The organism is Flavobacterium frigidum (genome assembly GCF_048286735.1).
In the GTDB taxonomy this organism is placed as follows: Bacteria; Bacteroidota; Bacteroidia; order Flavobacteriales; family Flavobacteriaceae; genus Flavobacterium.
Genome location: NZ_JBLVPU010000033.1, coordinates 12,993 through 28,110 on the forward strand (window position 1 = coordinate 12,993; position 15,118 = coordinate 28,110).

Consider the following 15,118-nt stretch of genomic DNA (forward strand, 5'->3'; position numbering starts at 1 on the left):
AGATGAAATTTATAGTATCGAGTTCGTACTTATTGAAACAATTACAAGTTTTAGGTAACGTTATCAACAGCAGTAATACCTTGCCTATTTTAGATAACTTTTTATTCGATCTAGACCATAATGTATTAACGGTTTCTGCTTCTGATTTAGAGACAACTATGTCTGCAACTTTAGGAATTGATTCAGAAAGTAAAGGAAGCGTTGCTGTCCCTGCAAAATTGCTATTGGAAATCCTTAAAACATTCCCAGAACAGCCGTTAACCTTCACCGTTGAAGAAAACAGTACGATTGAAATTAGTTCTAATTCTGGAAAATATGCTTTGGCATATGCTCCTGGTGATGAATTTCCAAAATCGGTTAATTTAGATGATCCGTCTGTAACACTTGTTCCTGCTGATGTTTTGGCAACTGCAATAAGCAAAACTATTTTTGCTGCAGGAAATGATGATTTACGTCCGGTTATGTCTGGTGTATTTTTCCAGTTTTCTCCACAAGGATTAACATTTGTTGCCACTGATGCTCACAAATTAGTAAAATATGCTCGTACGGATGTAACAGCTTCACAAGTGGCTGATTTTATTATGCCAAAGAAACCTTTAAACATTTTAAAAAATATTCTTGGAACTTCAGATGCTGAAGTAAAAATTGAATATAACGATTCGAATGCTACTTTTTCTTTTGATAATTATGTTTTAATGTGTCGTTTAATTGACGGAAAATATCCAAATTACGAAGCGGTAATTCCGAAAGAGAATCCAAATAAATTAATGATTGACCGATCTCAATTTTTAAGCTCTGTGCGTCGTGTAGCGATATTTTCGAATAAAACTACACACCAAATTAGATTGAAAATTGCTGGTGCTGAGTTGAATGTATCTGCAGAAGATATTGATTATTCAAACAAAGCCGAAGAAAGATTGACTTGTGATTACCAAGGTGATGATATGCAAATAGGCTACAACTCTCGTTTCCTGACAGAGATGTTGACTAATTTGCAATCTGATATGATTATGCTTGAAATGTCATTGCCAAACAGAGCTGGAATCTTAACTCCAGTTGATGGATTAGAGGAAGGTGAAACTGTTACCATGCTTGTAATGCCTGTAATGCTAAACAGCTAAGATTACCATTTAATATACGCTATTAACCAAACCATTTTTATATTTAAGAAACCGTCTCGATAAATCGAGACGGTTTTTTGCTTTTATTGATTTCATTTTATGTTATTCTAAACAAGGCCAAATTTCATTGTGTTTTCCTTTTCGATGATTCATTCCGGCTGCTTGCGTTAGTGGGTTTGCTTCGTTCCTCGCAAAGACAAAACGCACATCGATATAATTAGTGTGAAATCTAAAAAGTCTATTAATTTAAACTAAATCACTCCCATTTTTTTCATTAAAAAAGTAGCACTTCTATTTTTACAAATTCCATCGTGTAATTTGTAATCAAAATGGAGTTCATTATCGACAATCTCTACTTCAAAGCATTTATTGGTTAGTATATTTGGATATTCATTTGTTGTCAAGCAAACTTCTATATCATGCGTTGCAATGGCTCCAATTGCTTTTTTAGCAATCACTTTTTTGACTACTTCAATTGTTCCATTTCGTTTATCATCAGAGTTTGTTCCGCGCAATATTTCGTCCAATAAAACAAATGCAGGTCTATTTTCGAGCTCGTCCATGATTTGCTTTAGGCGCTTTATTTCAGCAAAGAAATACGATTCACTATCGGACAACGAATCGGATAATCGCATCGAAACCAAAACGGGTAACGGATGCACATTCGCTTGGCTTGCACAAACAGGCGAACCTATTCCAGATAAAACCATATTAATTCCTAAACTTCTCAAAAAAGTACTTTTACCTGACATATTTGAACCCGTTAAAATCATAAAGGATTGTGGTTGAAAATGTACATTATTGCCTATTCTGCTTTTAGGATTTAATAACGGGTGACTTAAATCTGTAAAATCAACTTCAAAATTTTCATTTAAAGTTGGGAATACAAAGTCGGGGTTGTTATAGGACATGTTGGCCAAACTATTCAGCATTTCAAATTCGCCTATAACATTGAGCCATTCCTCAAGTACCTCGGCATGATCATTTTTCCATTGAATTAGCGATTTTAATACATGAAGATTAAATAAAAAAGTTCCATTAAAAACGATAGCAGTGACGAAATTTGAAATGCTATCCATTCTTGAAAACAAGTCAGCTAAATGTTTCAAATGAATACTTGCATTTTCTTTCTTGAATTTTAGTTTTTTCTGTAAAGCAACTAGTTTTTCAGACTTAAAACTTTCGTATTCTATTTTTTGTAAAAGCAAACTATATTGGTGAATGGTTTTATCAATTGCAGTAGAATTAGCTATTTCGCATTGAATTCGCTTGATAAATCTGCCTAAAATTATTAAGTTGATTACAAATAAATACGATAAAATTGAAGCGTAAACAAGATTTGAAGATACAATATACGCAATCACAAATCCCAGAAAAAGCATTGGTGATACATAAGAAATGTATACGCTTGACTTGGATAACGGAATACTATTGAAAGTAGTCCACTTGAGCAAGGTTTCAAAATTTGATCTATTATCATTTCCTACTTTGGCGTAAGCCAAAAATTCCTGACGCCAATCTAATTTTTCGGATAATTCCTTGATTGCTTGTTGATTATCTATAATTTGATCCTTTGACAAAAGTGTCAACAATTGGTTTGCTAATCTCTTTTTACCAACATAAGTGGCCGTTCTATTACAGTTTTGAAACAATGAATGTTCTCCAAAAATATCTAAATCATAGGCGTAAGGATGTTGAAAATCAATAAATTCCAGCCCATCTTCAAAAGGAATTTTATCTCTTTTTAAATACGCTATTTCATTTTCATTGATTGTTACTAAACTTTGATGGAGTTTTCTTTTGAACGCTAATGTTGTGTGGAAACGCATTAGAACAATAAAAGTTATAAACAAGCAAACGGCAACAACAAGAAATACAACCTCACTGTTTTGTATATAATAATAACTGGAAACAACAAAAAGAGCAATGGCAATTAATCGTAATATACTAATGCTATTATACTTTTTGTTGATTGCCGTTACTTTTGATATAAATCGTGCTTTTTTCTCCTGATATATTTCCATATTGATTTTGATGAATTACAAATATACGAAATAGATTGCGCTATGATCTTTAAATCAATAGCTATTGGAGCTGCCATTAAGCACGATATGCAGTACTATTGCTTAAACTCCTATAATCAAGCAATTGGAATGGTTAAAATAGGAATATCAAAATGTGTTGCTATTTTTTTTGTCAAGCTTGGATTAAAAATACTTTCAAAAAAACCTCTTTTATAGGGCAACATGGTCAACACATCTACTTCTTTATAGTTTATAAAATCAATAATACTTTCCTGAACCTCATTGCTATTGACTATAAAAAAATGAAGAGGTTCTGCAATAAATTCATCTTCCCATTCTTGTATGGTTACTTTTGTAACATCTGATTCGCTCGTTTTTACATACAAACATTTCACAATAGCACCAGCATTTTTTGCTAAATGGAGAACCATTTTTAATGCTGTTTTGTCTTTGGTTCTAAAACGAGTTGTGAATCCGATAACTTCAATTTTCTTGAATTTGGCTTCTATAGGGATACAAAACATAGGAACATCTATTCCAGAAATTACAGAACCTGTATTGGTACCCATAAAAAAAGTATCCCATCCCGTGGCTCCAGCAGTTCCCATTATGACAAAATCTATTTTATCTTCTTTGATACATTTTTTAATATTATTAAGTAAATCCCCATCCATTAATCTATGAGACATTTTTATTTTATCAAGATAACGTTCTTCTGCTATGGCTCGCAATTTTGGGATTTCATCTTTAAACATGTCAAATTTCGCTAACGCTAATGAATCGTAAAGGACCGCGTAATTTTCAGGAAAAAACTGATTGTCATAAATTGGCAGCTCAAAGCTGTGCAATAAAACAAGTTCCCCATGAACTATTTTTGCAAATTCTAAAGCATGTACAAAAGCATTTGTAGCTACTGTAGAAAAATCGGTTGGAAAGAGAATTTTTTTCATTTGTACTATTCTTTTAAAGGATTCATTTACTAATAAATTTTGAGTATTTTTTGAGTATTCAAATCAGAATTAATTTTATTCATGAATCGCTAAAATTGGTACATTGATGTGAAATGCTAATTTTTTTGAAAGACTGATTTCGAAAAGTTTATCAAAGAAATTTCTGTGATGCGCATGCATTGCTATCAAATTAATTTTATGCAAATCGATAAAATTTAAAATAATTCCTTCCACATCTTCTCCTTTGATAGAGTGAAATGTAACTTCATTGCTTTCTACTAAAACCTTCCAATCTTCTCTGCTTTCATCTTTAATTTCATGTTGCGGAGACGATATATGCAGGCAATCAATAGGTGCTTGAAATATTTTGGCTAAAAAAAGAACTCTTATAAAAGAACCCGTATCCTCCGGTTTGTATTGCGTAATAAACAGTATTTATTTGATAGGATAATATCTACAGTGCTCCGGTATTGCCAAAACTTCATCTTTATAGTTTTCAAAATTACTTAGTTCTGTTACATCGTACATTTCATTTAAATACTCCGATATATTAACATAATTGGCTTGTGGCAATTGATACACATGCATTGTAACTATTTCGGCGTTCATGAATTCTGCCAATTTTAATGCGTAAATAAACGCGTTTCTAGACACTTCTGAAAAGTCAGTAGGAAATAGAATCTTTTTCATAAAACTATTATATTATTGAAAATCAATTATTTATATAAATTTACAAAACGAAATACAAAACAGAATGATAATTATCACTTTGGCTAATTTTTAACAAAAAATAAAGTCAATGGTTTAATAAGCCAGTCTTGTAGCCATGTCAATTTTGCTTACTTTTGCATCAAATTGAATTTAAATATGATACCTCAAGATTCCATAGTAGCACTAGCAACTCCCTCTGGTGCGGGTGCTATTGCAGTAATTCGAATTTCTGGACAAGATGCCATTGCAATAGGAAATTCTGTTTTTAAATCCATAAAAAACAAAGAATTAACAACCCAAAAAACGCATACGTTACATTTAGGACATATTATGGACAATAATAAAACTTTGGATGAAGTTTTAATTTCTATTTTTAAAGGACCTAATTCGTATACTGGCGAAAATACAATTGAAATTTCATGTCACGGTTCTACATATATCCAACAGCAAATAATTCAGTTGTTACTTCGAAAAGGTTGCCGCATGGCTGATGCCGGTGAATTTACCTTGCGCGCATTCTTAAATGGAAAACTGGATTTGTCGCAAGCCGAAGCTGTTGCCGATTTGATTTCTTCAGACAATGAGGCTAGCCACCAAATTGCGATGCAGCAAATGCGTGGTGGTTTTAGTAATGAAATTGCCAAACTAAGAGAAGAACTGTTGAATTTTGCTTCGCTGATAGAACTCGAATTAGACTTTGCCGAAGAAGATGTTGAATTTGCTGATAGAACTCAATTTCACGAATTGTTAAATAGGATTGAGTTTGTATTGAAACGTTTGATTGACTCGTTTGCTGTGGGAAATGTTATTAAAAACGGAATTCCAGTAGCTATTGTGGGTGAACCAAATGTGGGAAAATCAACCCTATTGAACGCTTTACTTAATGAAGAACGTGCCATCGTTTCGGAAATTGCAGGAACAACACGTGACACCATAGAAGATGAATTGGTCATTGACGGAATTGGTTTCCGATTCATCGATACCGCAGGAATTAGAGAAACGGAAGATGTCGTAGAAAGTATTGGTATCAAAAAAACATTCGAAAAAATCGAACAAGCGCAAGTAGTCGTTTTTCTTTTTGACAGTTCTGAGTTTAAAGTTTCAGGTTTAAAGTTAAAGGTAGAACTAGAAAAAATTAAGAATCAATTTCCGTTGAAACCTCTTGTAATAATTGGTAACAAAGCCGATAAATTAGAAGAAATAGAAATTATTAATTTAAGAAATGAAATTCCCGAAATCGTACTTATTTCTGCCAAAGAAAAACTGGGAGTTGAGGATTTAAAGAATCAATTACTCTCCTTTGTCAATACTGGCGCCTTACGCAATAACGAAACCATCGTGACTAATACTAGGCATTACGATTCGTTACTTAATGCACTTGAAGAAATTACAAAGGTAAAATACGGTCTCGAAACCAACTTGTCTAGCGATTTAATGGCTCTAGACATCCGAGAGGCCTTATACCATTTCGGAATGATAACCGGACAAGTAACCAATGACGAATTGTTGGGTAATATTTTTGCTAATTTCTGTATTGGAAAATAGAAAGAAATTTTTTACGAAAATAAACTTAGCTTATACTTTAGTAATTCCAAATACTTCTCTTTCATATCATCTGAAAGAAAAGAAATTTCAAGCAGCTCCTTCCATTCAGGAGTTGCTTTTTTCATTTGTTCGAGAATACTTGCTATTGTTTTTTCGTTGAGTTGTAATCTTTCCTTGCCATAGTAATCTACAAAATCAACTGCTTTTAAATTACTTTTTTTTCCCTTTAAGGTCAGTGCAATTTCGGCTGCTGGATTTTTAATCGTTATGGTAGAATTTAGAAAATCATAAATAGGTGCCAGTGCTGTTTTTCCATTTTTGATAATTAGCGAAAAATTTTTCAAATGCATGTCTTCATTTCCAGTTACATAACAAAAAAGAATTCTTTTAAAAAAATCAGCTTTTTTAATAGCAGTAAAATTAAAGTGGTTTTCTAATTTATTCATTCGCTTTTGACCATCGATTCCGGATTTGATAGTCAAAAAAAATTAAAAGTAATATACAACACGAATTTAATTTACTCCATCATCCTAACCCTTGGAATATTAATCTCATGCGCTTGTGGATACGGCGCACGTTCTGTAGTACTAATATCACCACGCAACTGTTCGGTTGCTTTAAATTGCAGTGCATTAGAATTCGCATATCTCGGATCAGGTTTAAAATGCATTTTAGCCATTTTGGTAATAGTAATGGTTGGAAAATGATAATCAACTTCTACAATACCCAAAAGTAAATAGCAGCCACCGCCTTTAAAAGAGTAATTTATCAAACTTTTAGGAAAATGGGTCGTGTCAAAATAATCGCCGTTTACATCGATCCAAGTGCCAAAAAACATCATTCCTACTTTTGTAGGGACTTGCTTAATAGAAACCAAGTAAGCGATTAGTTTGACTTCTTTTTTGAGATAATTATTCAAATTTTGAGCTACAACAGCACTTTTATAATTAGTTTCTAACAGATCAAAAGGCGAACACGAAACTGGAAAACCCAATAATTCCATTTCGTCATAAGCATCTTCTAGGTACGAACGTTCCATGAGTGGGAATTTAAATTCTTGTGAAGGTTCTACTAAAAGTAGCGGATTATTGCTTGTTGATTTATGGTTTACTAAAAGCATTCGGGCTTCTATAATTAATTGACTTTTCGATTTACCAGTACTTCTGAATGCACCAATAAATATAAGTGTTTGAATGCTTTCCAATCCGGTTTGTATCCTATTAATAAAGTTTTCTACAGAGGTGTATTCACCATTCAACTCCCGTTCTGTAACGATATTGTGTATAAAATCACTATTTAAATTATTCAACAGCATAAAACCCAAGTAAATGTCAACGCCATAAACCGTGGTTTGCAAAAAACTTTTATTGATACACGGATTGTGAATGATGCCACCACTCATTTTGGCTTCATGAATGTAAATTTCAGGTCTATAAAAACCACCTCCATTATTGATAGCGGCAACCATAAACTCTACTCCAAAATAGGTTTTTAAATACAAACTTTGGTAACTCTCTACGGCATAACTAGCAGAATGTGCTTTACAAAACGAATAACCAGCAAAACTTTCTATTTGGCGGTATACTTCTTCGCTCAATTTATAGGAATGCCCTTTTTTTTGACAGGAAACAAAAAATTGGTCTTTCACCGATTGTAATTCTTTTAGCGAGCGTCCTTTTCCGCTAATGGCACGACGCAAAATATCACCGTATGATGCCTCTAAGCCCGCATAATGCAACGCTATTTTGATCACATCTTCTTGATAGACCATGACACCATAAGTTTCACCCAACTGCTCTTTGAAAACTTCATGAAAATACTCAAATCGATCTGGATGATTGTGGCGGAAAATGTATTCACGCATCATACCGCTCTGGGCCACTCCAGGGCGAATGATACTTGAAGCAGCCACGAGCGTTTTATAATTATCGCATTTTAATCGACGTAATAAACCACGCATGGCGGGACTTTCTATGTAAAAACAACCTAGTGTTTTACCAATACTCAACAACTCATTGCATTTACTTTCGTTCTTAGACAATGAAATATCAGTGATATCAACTTTAATTCCTCTGTTTTTTTCTATGATTTTTACCGCTTCATCTATGGTTCCTAAACCACGTTGACTCAGAATATCAAATTTTTCAAAACCAATATCTTCCGCAACGTGCATATCAAACTGAACGATTGGAAACCCTTTTGGTGGCATTTCAAGCGCTGTAAAATTGGTAATGGGTTCCTCTGAAATGATAATACCACAAGAATGCATACTGCGCTGATTGGGATATTTTTCGAGCATCATTCCATACTCCTGTACATATTTAACTATGGAATTACTTTCTATTTGTCTTCCTTTTGCTTTAGATAATCCATCTAATTCCTCTTTCGACAAGCCAAAAACTTTACCGACTTCTCTAAAAATAGATCGGTATTTGAATTCGACATTAGTGCCGCAAAATGCTACATGATTAGGATCAAAACGTTTAAAGATATAATCAAGAATAAAATTGCGCTCCCGCCAAGACCAATCAATATCAAAGTCAGGGGGAGATTTACGATTTTCGTTTAAAAATCGTTCAAAATACAGGTCGAGTTCTATGGGACAAATATCTGTAATACCAAGGCAATAACTTACAATACTATTGGCGCCACTGCCCCGCCCTACGTGCATAAATCCTTGACTTTTACTGTACTGCACAATATCCCAAGTGATAAGAAAGTAACCTGCAAAGTTTAGATCACTGATTACTTTTAGTTCTTTGAGTACTCGGGCTTGTGCCTCTTTATTATTGGTTCCGTATCGTTTTTTTAATCCACTTTTAGCTAAATTTTCGAGCAATAGTCTATCGCCTTCTTTACTTTTGGTGTAAAATTTTTTATTTCGAGAAGTTTTAAACTCAAATTCAAAGTGGCATTGGTCCAACACCAGTTCAGTATTTTTTATAATCTCAGGGTAATTCGCATATTTTTCTAAGAGCTGATCTTCTGGAATAAGTGTTTCCGTTTTGCTACATGTATCGTCTTCAGTAAGTTTTGATAGCAAGGTATTGTTAGCAATAGCTCTTAGAATTCTATGTAAATTGTATTCTTTTTTGGTCCTAAACGTAACGGGTTGCAGCATTATAGCTTTTGGAATAGTATGCTTCCATTCTGGTTTGAAAAGTTTGATAACTTCCTCAGGCTTTATGCCAATGTATTCAAAATCTCTTAAGTTTTCTGGAATGTTTCCCGATGGATAAATCACAACTACGTGTTCAAAATTTGGCGCAAAATAGGGTAAGTCTGTGCTAGATAAATTGTGTTTGGTAAGCAAGCGACACATTTCTCCAATTCCCTTTTGGTTTTTGGCTAAGCCTATGTAAAGCAGTTTATTATTCTGTCTAAATTCAATGCCAACAATTGGTTTTATGTTTTCCTCTTCGCATAATTTCTTGAATTCATAAATTCCTGTTACGGTATTAATATCGGTCAACGCCAATGTATTTACACCACAGCTTTTTGCTTGTGCTACAAGTACTTCTATTGGAATGGTTCCATAGCGTAAGCTATGATAGGAATGACAGTTGAGATACATTTTATTTTACTTTTTGTTTTAAAATAGTACCAGAACATCTAGAAATGGCATCAATACCAAATCTATTTTTAATCTTGTCTATGGCTTGGTATAAGGACAACATTTCGGTGGTGTCCTCAAACATATTAATTTGGTAAGTTCCCCGAACCAGCCCTGTAAATCGGATCCCGATGAGTCGCAAACGCATACGTCGGGTATATAATTTTTCGAATAATTCGATAGCTGTTTGGGTTAATACATGATCGAACGAAGTATAAGGAATTTTGAGTTGTTTGGTTTCGGTATCAAAATTATTGTAGCGAATTTTTACAACAACGGTAGCTGCTAAAAAACCTTCGGTTCGCAACTGAAAAGTTAGTTTTTCAACCATTCCAATGATCAATGATTTGATGGAAGCAATATCTGTCGTGTCTTTGTCAAAAGTATGTTCAGAAGAAATTGATTTTCTTTCGGTATAGGGTTCTACTGGATTGTTATCTATTCCGTTTGCTTTTTTCCAAATCTCAATACCGTTTTTCCCGATCATTTGTTGCAAAACTGTGACAGGCATTTGCGATAATGTTTGAATATTTCGAATACCAATTCGAGACAATAACTGAAAAGTAACATCGCCCAACATAGGTATTTTTTGTATCGGTAATGGATTTAAAAAAGGCTGTACATGAGTTTCTAGGATTTCTAATTTGCCAAATGGTTTTGCTTCTCCAGTTCCAATCTTAGAAACGGTTTTGTTTACTGATAAAGCAAAACTGATAGGCAAACCACTTTCGTGACTTATTTTAGAGGCTAATTCTGTAGTCCAATTATAGCATCCAAAAAACTTATCCATTCCGGTTAAATCCAAATAGAATTCATCGATACTGGCTTTTTCCACAATTGGTGCAACTTCTTTTATAATTGTCGTTACTTCATGGGATTTATTGGAATAATACTCCATATCGCCTTTAATAACAGCGGCTTGAGGACAAAGGCGTAACGCATATTTTATAGGCATAGCAGAACGAACACCAAATTTACGAGCTTCATACGAACAAGATGCCACCACTCCCCGATCCGAACTACCACCTATAATTAGGGGTAATCCAATGAGTTTGGGATTGACTAATCGCTCGCAAGAAACGAAAAATGTGTCTAAGTCCATGTGTACAATTGCTCTAGGCATTTTTTAGTAATTTAATTTTTTGTGAAATATTATTTTTCAAAAGTAGAATCATATTACCAAATATTTTTATATTTGTTGTGAATTAAATTCACATTAACATATGTCTATATTTTCAGATAATCTAAGATACCTGCGTGTAAAAAGCGGAATGACTCAGCAAAAAATTGCAGATGAATTAAAAATACCTCGGGAACGTTACGCAAAATATGAGGGGACTACGGATCCACCTTTAGATTGCTTGCAAAAAATATCTAGATACTTTCACGTAAGTATAGATTTATTGTTGTCATTTGATATCCGCAGGGTTCCTTATGAGAATTTATTGCAACTAGAGGAAAATAGGATCTTATTACCTATTGTTGTAGATAGTAAAGGGGATAATAAGATTGAAATTGTTGGAACTAAAGCTCAAGCAGGATATTTGACTGGTTATGCAGATCCAGAATTTATTGAAAGTCTACAGCGAATTTCATTACCGTTTCTAAAGAATGGAAAATATAGAGCTTTTCCTGTTACGGGTGATTCTATGCCTCCACACAAAGAGGGTTCTTTTGTAGTTGGAGAATATTTGGAGCGTACAAGTGATATTGTGGATGGAAAAACATATATCGTTATCACAAAAAATAGTGGAATGTCATACAAAAGATTGTACAAAAAAGGAGAATCTAGCGTTATGGCTTATTCAGATAATCCAATTTATGATCCTTACGAAATTATGTTTTCTAGTGTTTTAGAAATTTGGCGTTATGCTTGCAGTATAGCAACTCAGGAATTTGACAAAAATGATTTAGGTATAATGAATGTTCAGGATGTACTTCAAGGAATTAGAAAAGATTTTTCAGCTTTACGTACCGAATTTAACCAACGAAAATAATGACGTAAAACTCATAAAAAATAATACATTCCTACAAGTAATTATATTGTAAGTCTTCAATCTAATAAATCAAATAACATATATCATCAATCAGAAAATTTTGAAGAGCAAGAAAAAGACTCTTCATCCTATATTAAATCGAGAATTTATGAATATCAAGGGTTTGGCAGTTGTAAAAGAACTGGACAGCAGATTCCTTTTGACCTAAATCGATCTTATTCATTCAAAACACATCAAATTTGAGCAATTTTCAAAAATTGGAACTATTGAGTAAATTACTGCCATAAAACAGGTTGAGAATCTAATGGCAAAACTTTAATATCTAATCCTGTAATTTTTTGGCTCCACATTCAAAACTAGAAAAACTCAAAAAAGTTTTTTTAAAATTTATAAATGTTGAAAAAATGATATCGTGAATATATTTATAGCAATTATGACGATAACACATTCACTTAGAATGTAGCATTGTAAAATGCGATGAATAATTCCCTTAATCACATCACTTTTGTAAAAATTATAAAAACATCTTTACTTTAGTTTCCAACAACTCCAAATACTTCTCTTTCATTTCATCTGTAAAAAAAGAAATTTCAAGCAACTCCTTCCATTCAGGAGTTGCTTTTTTCATTTGTTCTAGAATACTTACTATCGTTTTTTCGTTGAGTTGTAATCTCTCCTTGCCGTAGTTATCTATAAAATCAGTTGCTTTTAGATTACTTTTTTTTCCCTTTAAGGTCAGTGCTATTTCATCTTCAGGATTTTTAACCGCTATGGTAGAACTTAGAAAATCATAAATTGGTGCTAGTGTGGTTTTGTTTCAATAATAATGGGGAGTTCAAAGAATTTGATTGTTTCAACGCAAATCAAATCGATTTGTTAGCAGGAACAATTGGAAAGCAAATATTAAAATATGTTGAAGATAATGGAGAAAGTCCAAAAACGCTAATTATACAATTCTACAAAAAAATAAGCATCAAAAAATTAGAGCAAATTAAAGAGATGTTAAACAAATTGAATTTAAACATCCCTGTTGTAATCGTAACAATAAATAAAACAACATCAGAAGACAATGTTGCTATCGATCTCAATAGTACAACTTAATGCTGGTATAAGTGGCACTTATTTAAGATTGGTTGGGATCAATATTTATTATTCAATAATATAAGATATAAAGCAGATAATGTAGTAAATGACAATCCGTTTCCTGTCAAGCTTTCCTTTTCTTCAACAGTAGAAAACTATTTTGATGATAGAACAACTATCAAAGAATTAATAGATCAAGTATATCAATTCAGTTGTATGTATTGGAAATCCGTAAAACAACAAAACCTACCCGTAACTATAAAATACTCTGAAATGGTGGTACAAATATTTCCTTTCTTTAAAGGAGATAAACTCCCCGATTTCGGTAAAAAGAACCTTTGGTTTTTGTACTAAAAACGTAACGGTAAAAATTATAAAATGAAAGATTTATAAAAAACGATTGCCAAAGAATCATTAGACATAATTTTTCATATTCAATTTTTCCCATATTCGGCGATCATTCCCAGTTCAAAAATCTATTTTATTCTAATTATTTCTAGTAGAAATTTTACAAATGATAGAAACAATGTTGAAACTTTAAAAGGCTCCCATTACTTTATCTTTATCAAACATAAATTAATTTGTAATTCAAAAATAGTATAATGAAAAATGTAAATGTAAGTATCGAGACTTGTTTGGCCTGCATGGCGGCATGTGAAAAATGTGCGACAGATTGTTTAACAATGATGGGACACGAAGAATGTGTGAAACTGTGCCGTGATTGCGCCGACATTTGTGCTCTTTGTGCCAGATTATGTGCCAGAGGGTCAAAATTCGCTGAGGCACTTTGTGAAATATGCGTAAAATGTTGCGAAGATTGCGCTAACGAGTGCAGTAAACACGATATGGAATGTTGTAAAAAATGTGCGGAGGCTTGCAAGAAATGTGCCGATGCCTGCAAAATGTAATTGACTATTCTAAAATCGAAAAAAATGAAAAATAAAATCTTGGCTACTGTATCAGCTCTTTTAGTGGTTTCTTACAACCAAAAATAAAGAAACAATTAATAATCATCATATGATGGATGACAATTCCACAATGATGTACAATTATTCCTCGATGATAAATGATGAAAAAAAATGATGCACAAGAATTCTGAAATATATTCTTGTTCAATGCATCGCGAAGTACAAGGAAATTTAAACGATAAATGTTCTAAATGTGGTATGAAACTGACCGTTCACGTAGCTGAAAAGTCAGAAGATAAAAAATAGATATATTTTAAAATGTTAATTCAATACGAACATACAAAATAGAAAACAACCACAAAAATGAATCGAAAGTAGAAAGGTAAAAACAACTACACAAAATTTGCATTGATGTTGCTCGCCTCTTTTGCAGCAATGTATATAACAATGTACATTAATACATACGCCAAAGACCATATTTATTTCAGTGTAACCCGATTTTATATGTTTTTTTAGGTATCTCCATAATGGCAGTAATTATGCTACTTTTTATGATAACTATGTACACGAACAAGAAAAAAAACATTGCTATCCTTTTGGGTAGTCTATTTCTTTTTGTAAGTGCTGTAAGTTTGGTCAAAACTCAAACTCTAATTGGGGATATATTGTATTTGAAAGGGATGATTCCTCATCATTCAATAGCTATTATTACAAGTAAAAGAGCTCAAATAAAAGACCCAACAGTAAGGAAGTTGGCACATGCAATTATTAAAGCACAAGAAAAGAAATTATCGAAATAAAAGCATCTATTAAAAGGTTGCAGACCGACAAATAATTTTCTGAGACGGCAATTTTTGTTTTGGTTTTGTAACTAGAGCATCGTGAACAATACCCTTGTTAAACAGATCTTTAAACATTCAAAAAAAAACAATTTTGGTAGACCCTATCAAAGAAATAAAGCGCTAGAATCGAGATTACAATAACATTCAATGGTACAAAATGTTTACATTTGAGAATTATAAAAAAGAAAACGATAAACCGGGTTAATTATATGTCTTGTCCTGAATAACCGATACAGATTATTAGATAAAAATATTTAATTAAACACTTGCAAAAACGTTTTTGCAAGTGTTTTTTGTTTTATATGTCCTCATTTTAATTTGACT

General features: G+C 32.7%; 12 protein-coding genes and 1 pseudogene. 7 read left to right on the forward strand and 6 right to left on the reverse strand.

All coding sequences use genetic code 11. From position 1 onward, the window contains the following. The first annotated feature begins 2 nt into the window (after positions 1–2). A complete protein-coding gene (dnaN, locus tag ACNQGO_RS14870; protein WP_099715409.1) occupies positions 3–1,121 on the forward strand; it encodes a DNA polymerase III subunit beta in 1,119 nt (372 codons plus the stop codon). A 251-nt stretch (positions 1,122–1,372) separates the two neighbouring features. Here dnaN and ACNQGO_RS14875 read toward each other — a convergent pair whose 3' ends face one another. The 3 genes from ACNQGO_RS14875 to ACNQGO_RS14885 all read right to left on the reverse strand — a co-directional run bounded on the left by ACNQGO_RS14875 (position 1,373) and on the right by ACNQGO_RS14885 (position 4,785). Beyond that, entirely contained in the window at positions 1,373–3,145 is a 1,773-nt protein-coding gene (locus ACNQGO_RS14875) for a MutS-related protein (RefSeq protein WP_417979459.1), read from the reverse strand. 116 nt (positions 3,146–3,261) lie between these two features. Then, on the reverse strand, positions 3,262–4,095 hold the full coding sequence (locus ACNQGO_RS14880) for a universal stress protein (protein ID WP_417979457.1): 834 nt from the start codon (positions 4,093–4,095) through the stop codon (positions 3,262–3,264). A gap of 435 nt (positions 4,096–4,530) precedes the next feature. Further along, positions 4,531–4,785 carry a universal stress protein gene (locus ACNQGO_RS14885; protein WP_417979455.1) on the reverse strand — a complete coding sequence of 85 codons (255 nt, stop codon included), beginning with the start codon at positions 4,783–4,785 and terminating at the stop codon, positions 4,531–4,533. Positions 4,786–4,962: 177 nt separating this feature from the next. Between ACNQGO_RS14885 and mnmE the strand changes: the two genes are divergently transcribed. Further along, on the forward strand, positions 4,963–6,351 hold the full coding sequence (gene mnmE / locus ACNQGO_RS14890; RefSeq protein ID WP_417985762.1) for a tRNA uridine-5-carboxymethylaminomethyl(34) synthesis GTPase MnmE: 1,389 nt from the start codon (positions 4,963–4,965) through the stop codon (positions 6,349–6,351). Between the two features lie 11 nt (positions 6,352–6,362). Here the strand turns inward: mnmE and ACNQGO_RS14895 are convergent, their stop codons facing one another. The 3 genes from ACNQGO_RS14895 to dinB all read right to left on the reverse strand — a co-directional run bounded on the left by ACNQGO_RS14895 (position 6,363) and on the right by dinB (position 11,087). After that, complete coding sequence (locus ACNQGO_RS14895; RefSeq protein ID WP_417947275.1) at positions 6,363–6,797, reverse strand: HipA domain-containing protein; 435 nt, start codon at positions 6,795–6,797, stop codon at positions 6,363–6,365. A gap of 71 nt (positions 6,798–6,868) precedes the next feature. Next, entirely contained in the window at positions 6,869–9,925 is a 3,057-nt protein-coding gene (locus ACNQGO_RS14900) for a DNA polymerase III subunit alpha (protein WP_417947277.1), read from the reverse strand. 1 nt (position 9,926) lies between these two features. Beyond that, a complete protein-coding gene (dinB, locus tag ACNQGO_RS14905) occupies positions 9,927–11,087 on the reverse strand; it encodes a DNA polymerase IV (protein ID WP_417947279.1) in 1,161 nt (386 codons plus the stop codon). Positions 11,088–11,187: 100 nt separating this feature from the next. On the opposite strand from dinB, the gene ACNQGO_RS14910 reads away from it, so the two are divergent. The 5 genes and pseudogenes from ACNQGO_RS14910 (at position 11,188) to ACNQGO_RS14925 (ending at position 14,787) form a co-directional block, all read left to right on the forward strand. Beyond that, entirely contained in the window at positions 11,188–11,961 is a 774-nt protein-coding gene (locus tag ACNQGO_RS14910) for an XRE family transcriptional regulator (protein WP_417947281.1), read from the forward strand. Between the two features lie 804 nt (positions 11,962–12,765). Beyond that, positions 12,766–13,062, forward strand: coding sequence for a hypothetical protein (locus ACNQGO_RS14915; RefSeq protein WP_417947753.1), 297 nt, complete (start codon positions 12,766–12,768; stop codon positions 13,060–13,062). A 584-nt stretch (positions 13,063–13,646) separates the two neighbouring features. Beyond that, complete coding sequence (locus ACNQGO_RS15410) at positions 13,647–13,952, forward strand: four-helix bundle copper-binding protein (protein WP_470303463.1); 306 nt, start codon at positions 13,647–13,649, stop codon at positions 13,950–13,952. 171 nt (positions 13,953–14,123) lie between these two features. Beyond that, positions 14,124–14,258 (forward strand): heavy metal-binding domain-containing protein, encoded by a 135-nt coding sequence (locus ACNQGO_RS14920; RefSeq protein WP_417947751.1) that lies wholly within the window; start codon positions 14,124–14,126, stop codon positions 14,256–14,258. Between the two features lie 105 nt (positions 14,259–14,363). Beyond that, positions 14,364–14,787, forward strand: a pseudogene (locus tag ACNQGO_RS14925) (DUF305 domain-containing protein). The last annotated feature ends 331 nt before the right edge of the window (positions 14,788–15,118 follow it).

What these genes read in the sequence shown, in the direction of transcription:
- dinB (WP_417947279.1), bottom strand. Translation starts at nt 11,087, where the DNA reads ATGCCTAGAGCAATTGTACACATGGACTTAGACACATTTTTCGTTTCT.
- ACNQGO_RS14910 (WP_417947281.1), top strand. Translation starts at nt 11,188, where the DNA reads ATGTCTATATTTTCAGATAATCTAAGATACCTGCGTGTAAAAAGCGGA.
- ACNQGO_RS14920 (WP_417947751.1), top strand. Translation starts at nt 14,124, where the DNA reads ATGATGCACAAGAATTCTGAAATATATTCTTGTTCAATGCATCGCGAA.
- ACNQGO_RS14885 (WP_417979455.1), bottom strand. Translation starts at nt 4,785, where the DNA reads ATGAAAAAGATTCTATTTCCTACTGACTTTTCAGAAGTGTCTAGAAAC.
- mnmE (WP_417985762.1), top strand. Translation starts at nt 4,963, where the DNA reads ATGATACCTCAAGATTCCATAGTAGCACTAGCAACTCCCTCTGGTGCG.
- ACNQGO_RS14880 (WP_417979457.1), bottom strand. Translation starts at nt 4,095, where the DNA reads ATGAAAAAAATTCTCTTTCCAACCGATTTTTCTACAGTAGCTACAAAT.
- ACNQGO_RS14875 (WP_417979459.1), bottom strand. Translation starts at nt 3,145, where the DNA reads ATGGAAATATATCAGGAGAAAAAAGCACGATTTATATCAAAAGTAACG.
- ACNQGO_RS14900 (WP_417947277.1), bottom strand. Translation starts at nt 9,925, where the DNA reads ATGTATCTCAACTGTCATTCCTATCATAGCTTACGCTATGGAACCATT.
- ACNQGO_RS15410 (WP_470303463.1), top strand. Translation starts at nt 13,647, where the DNA reads ATGAAAAATGTAAATGTAAGTATCGAGACTTGTTTGGCCTGCATGGCG.
- ACNQGO_RS14895 (WP_417947275.1), bottom strand. Translation starts at nt 6,797, where the DNA reads ATGAATAAATTAGAAAACCACTTTAATTTTACTGCTATTAAAAAAGCT.
- dnaN (WP_099715409.1), top strand. Translation starts at nt 3, where the DNA reads ATGAAATTTATAGTATCGAGTTCGTACTTATTGAAACAATTACAAGTT.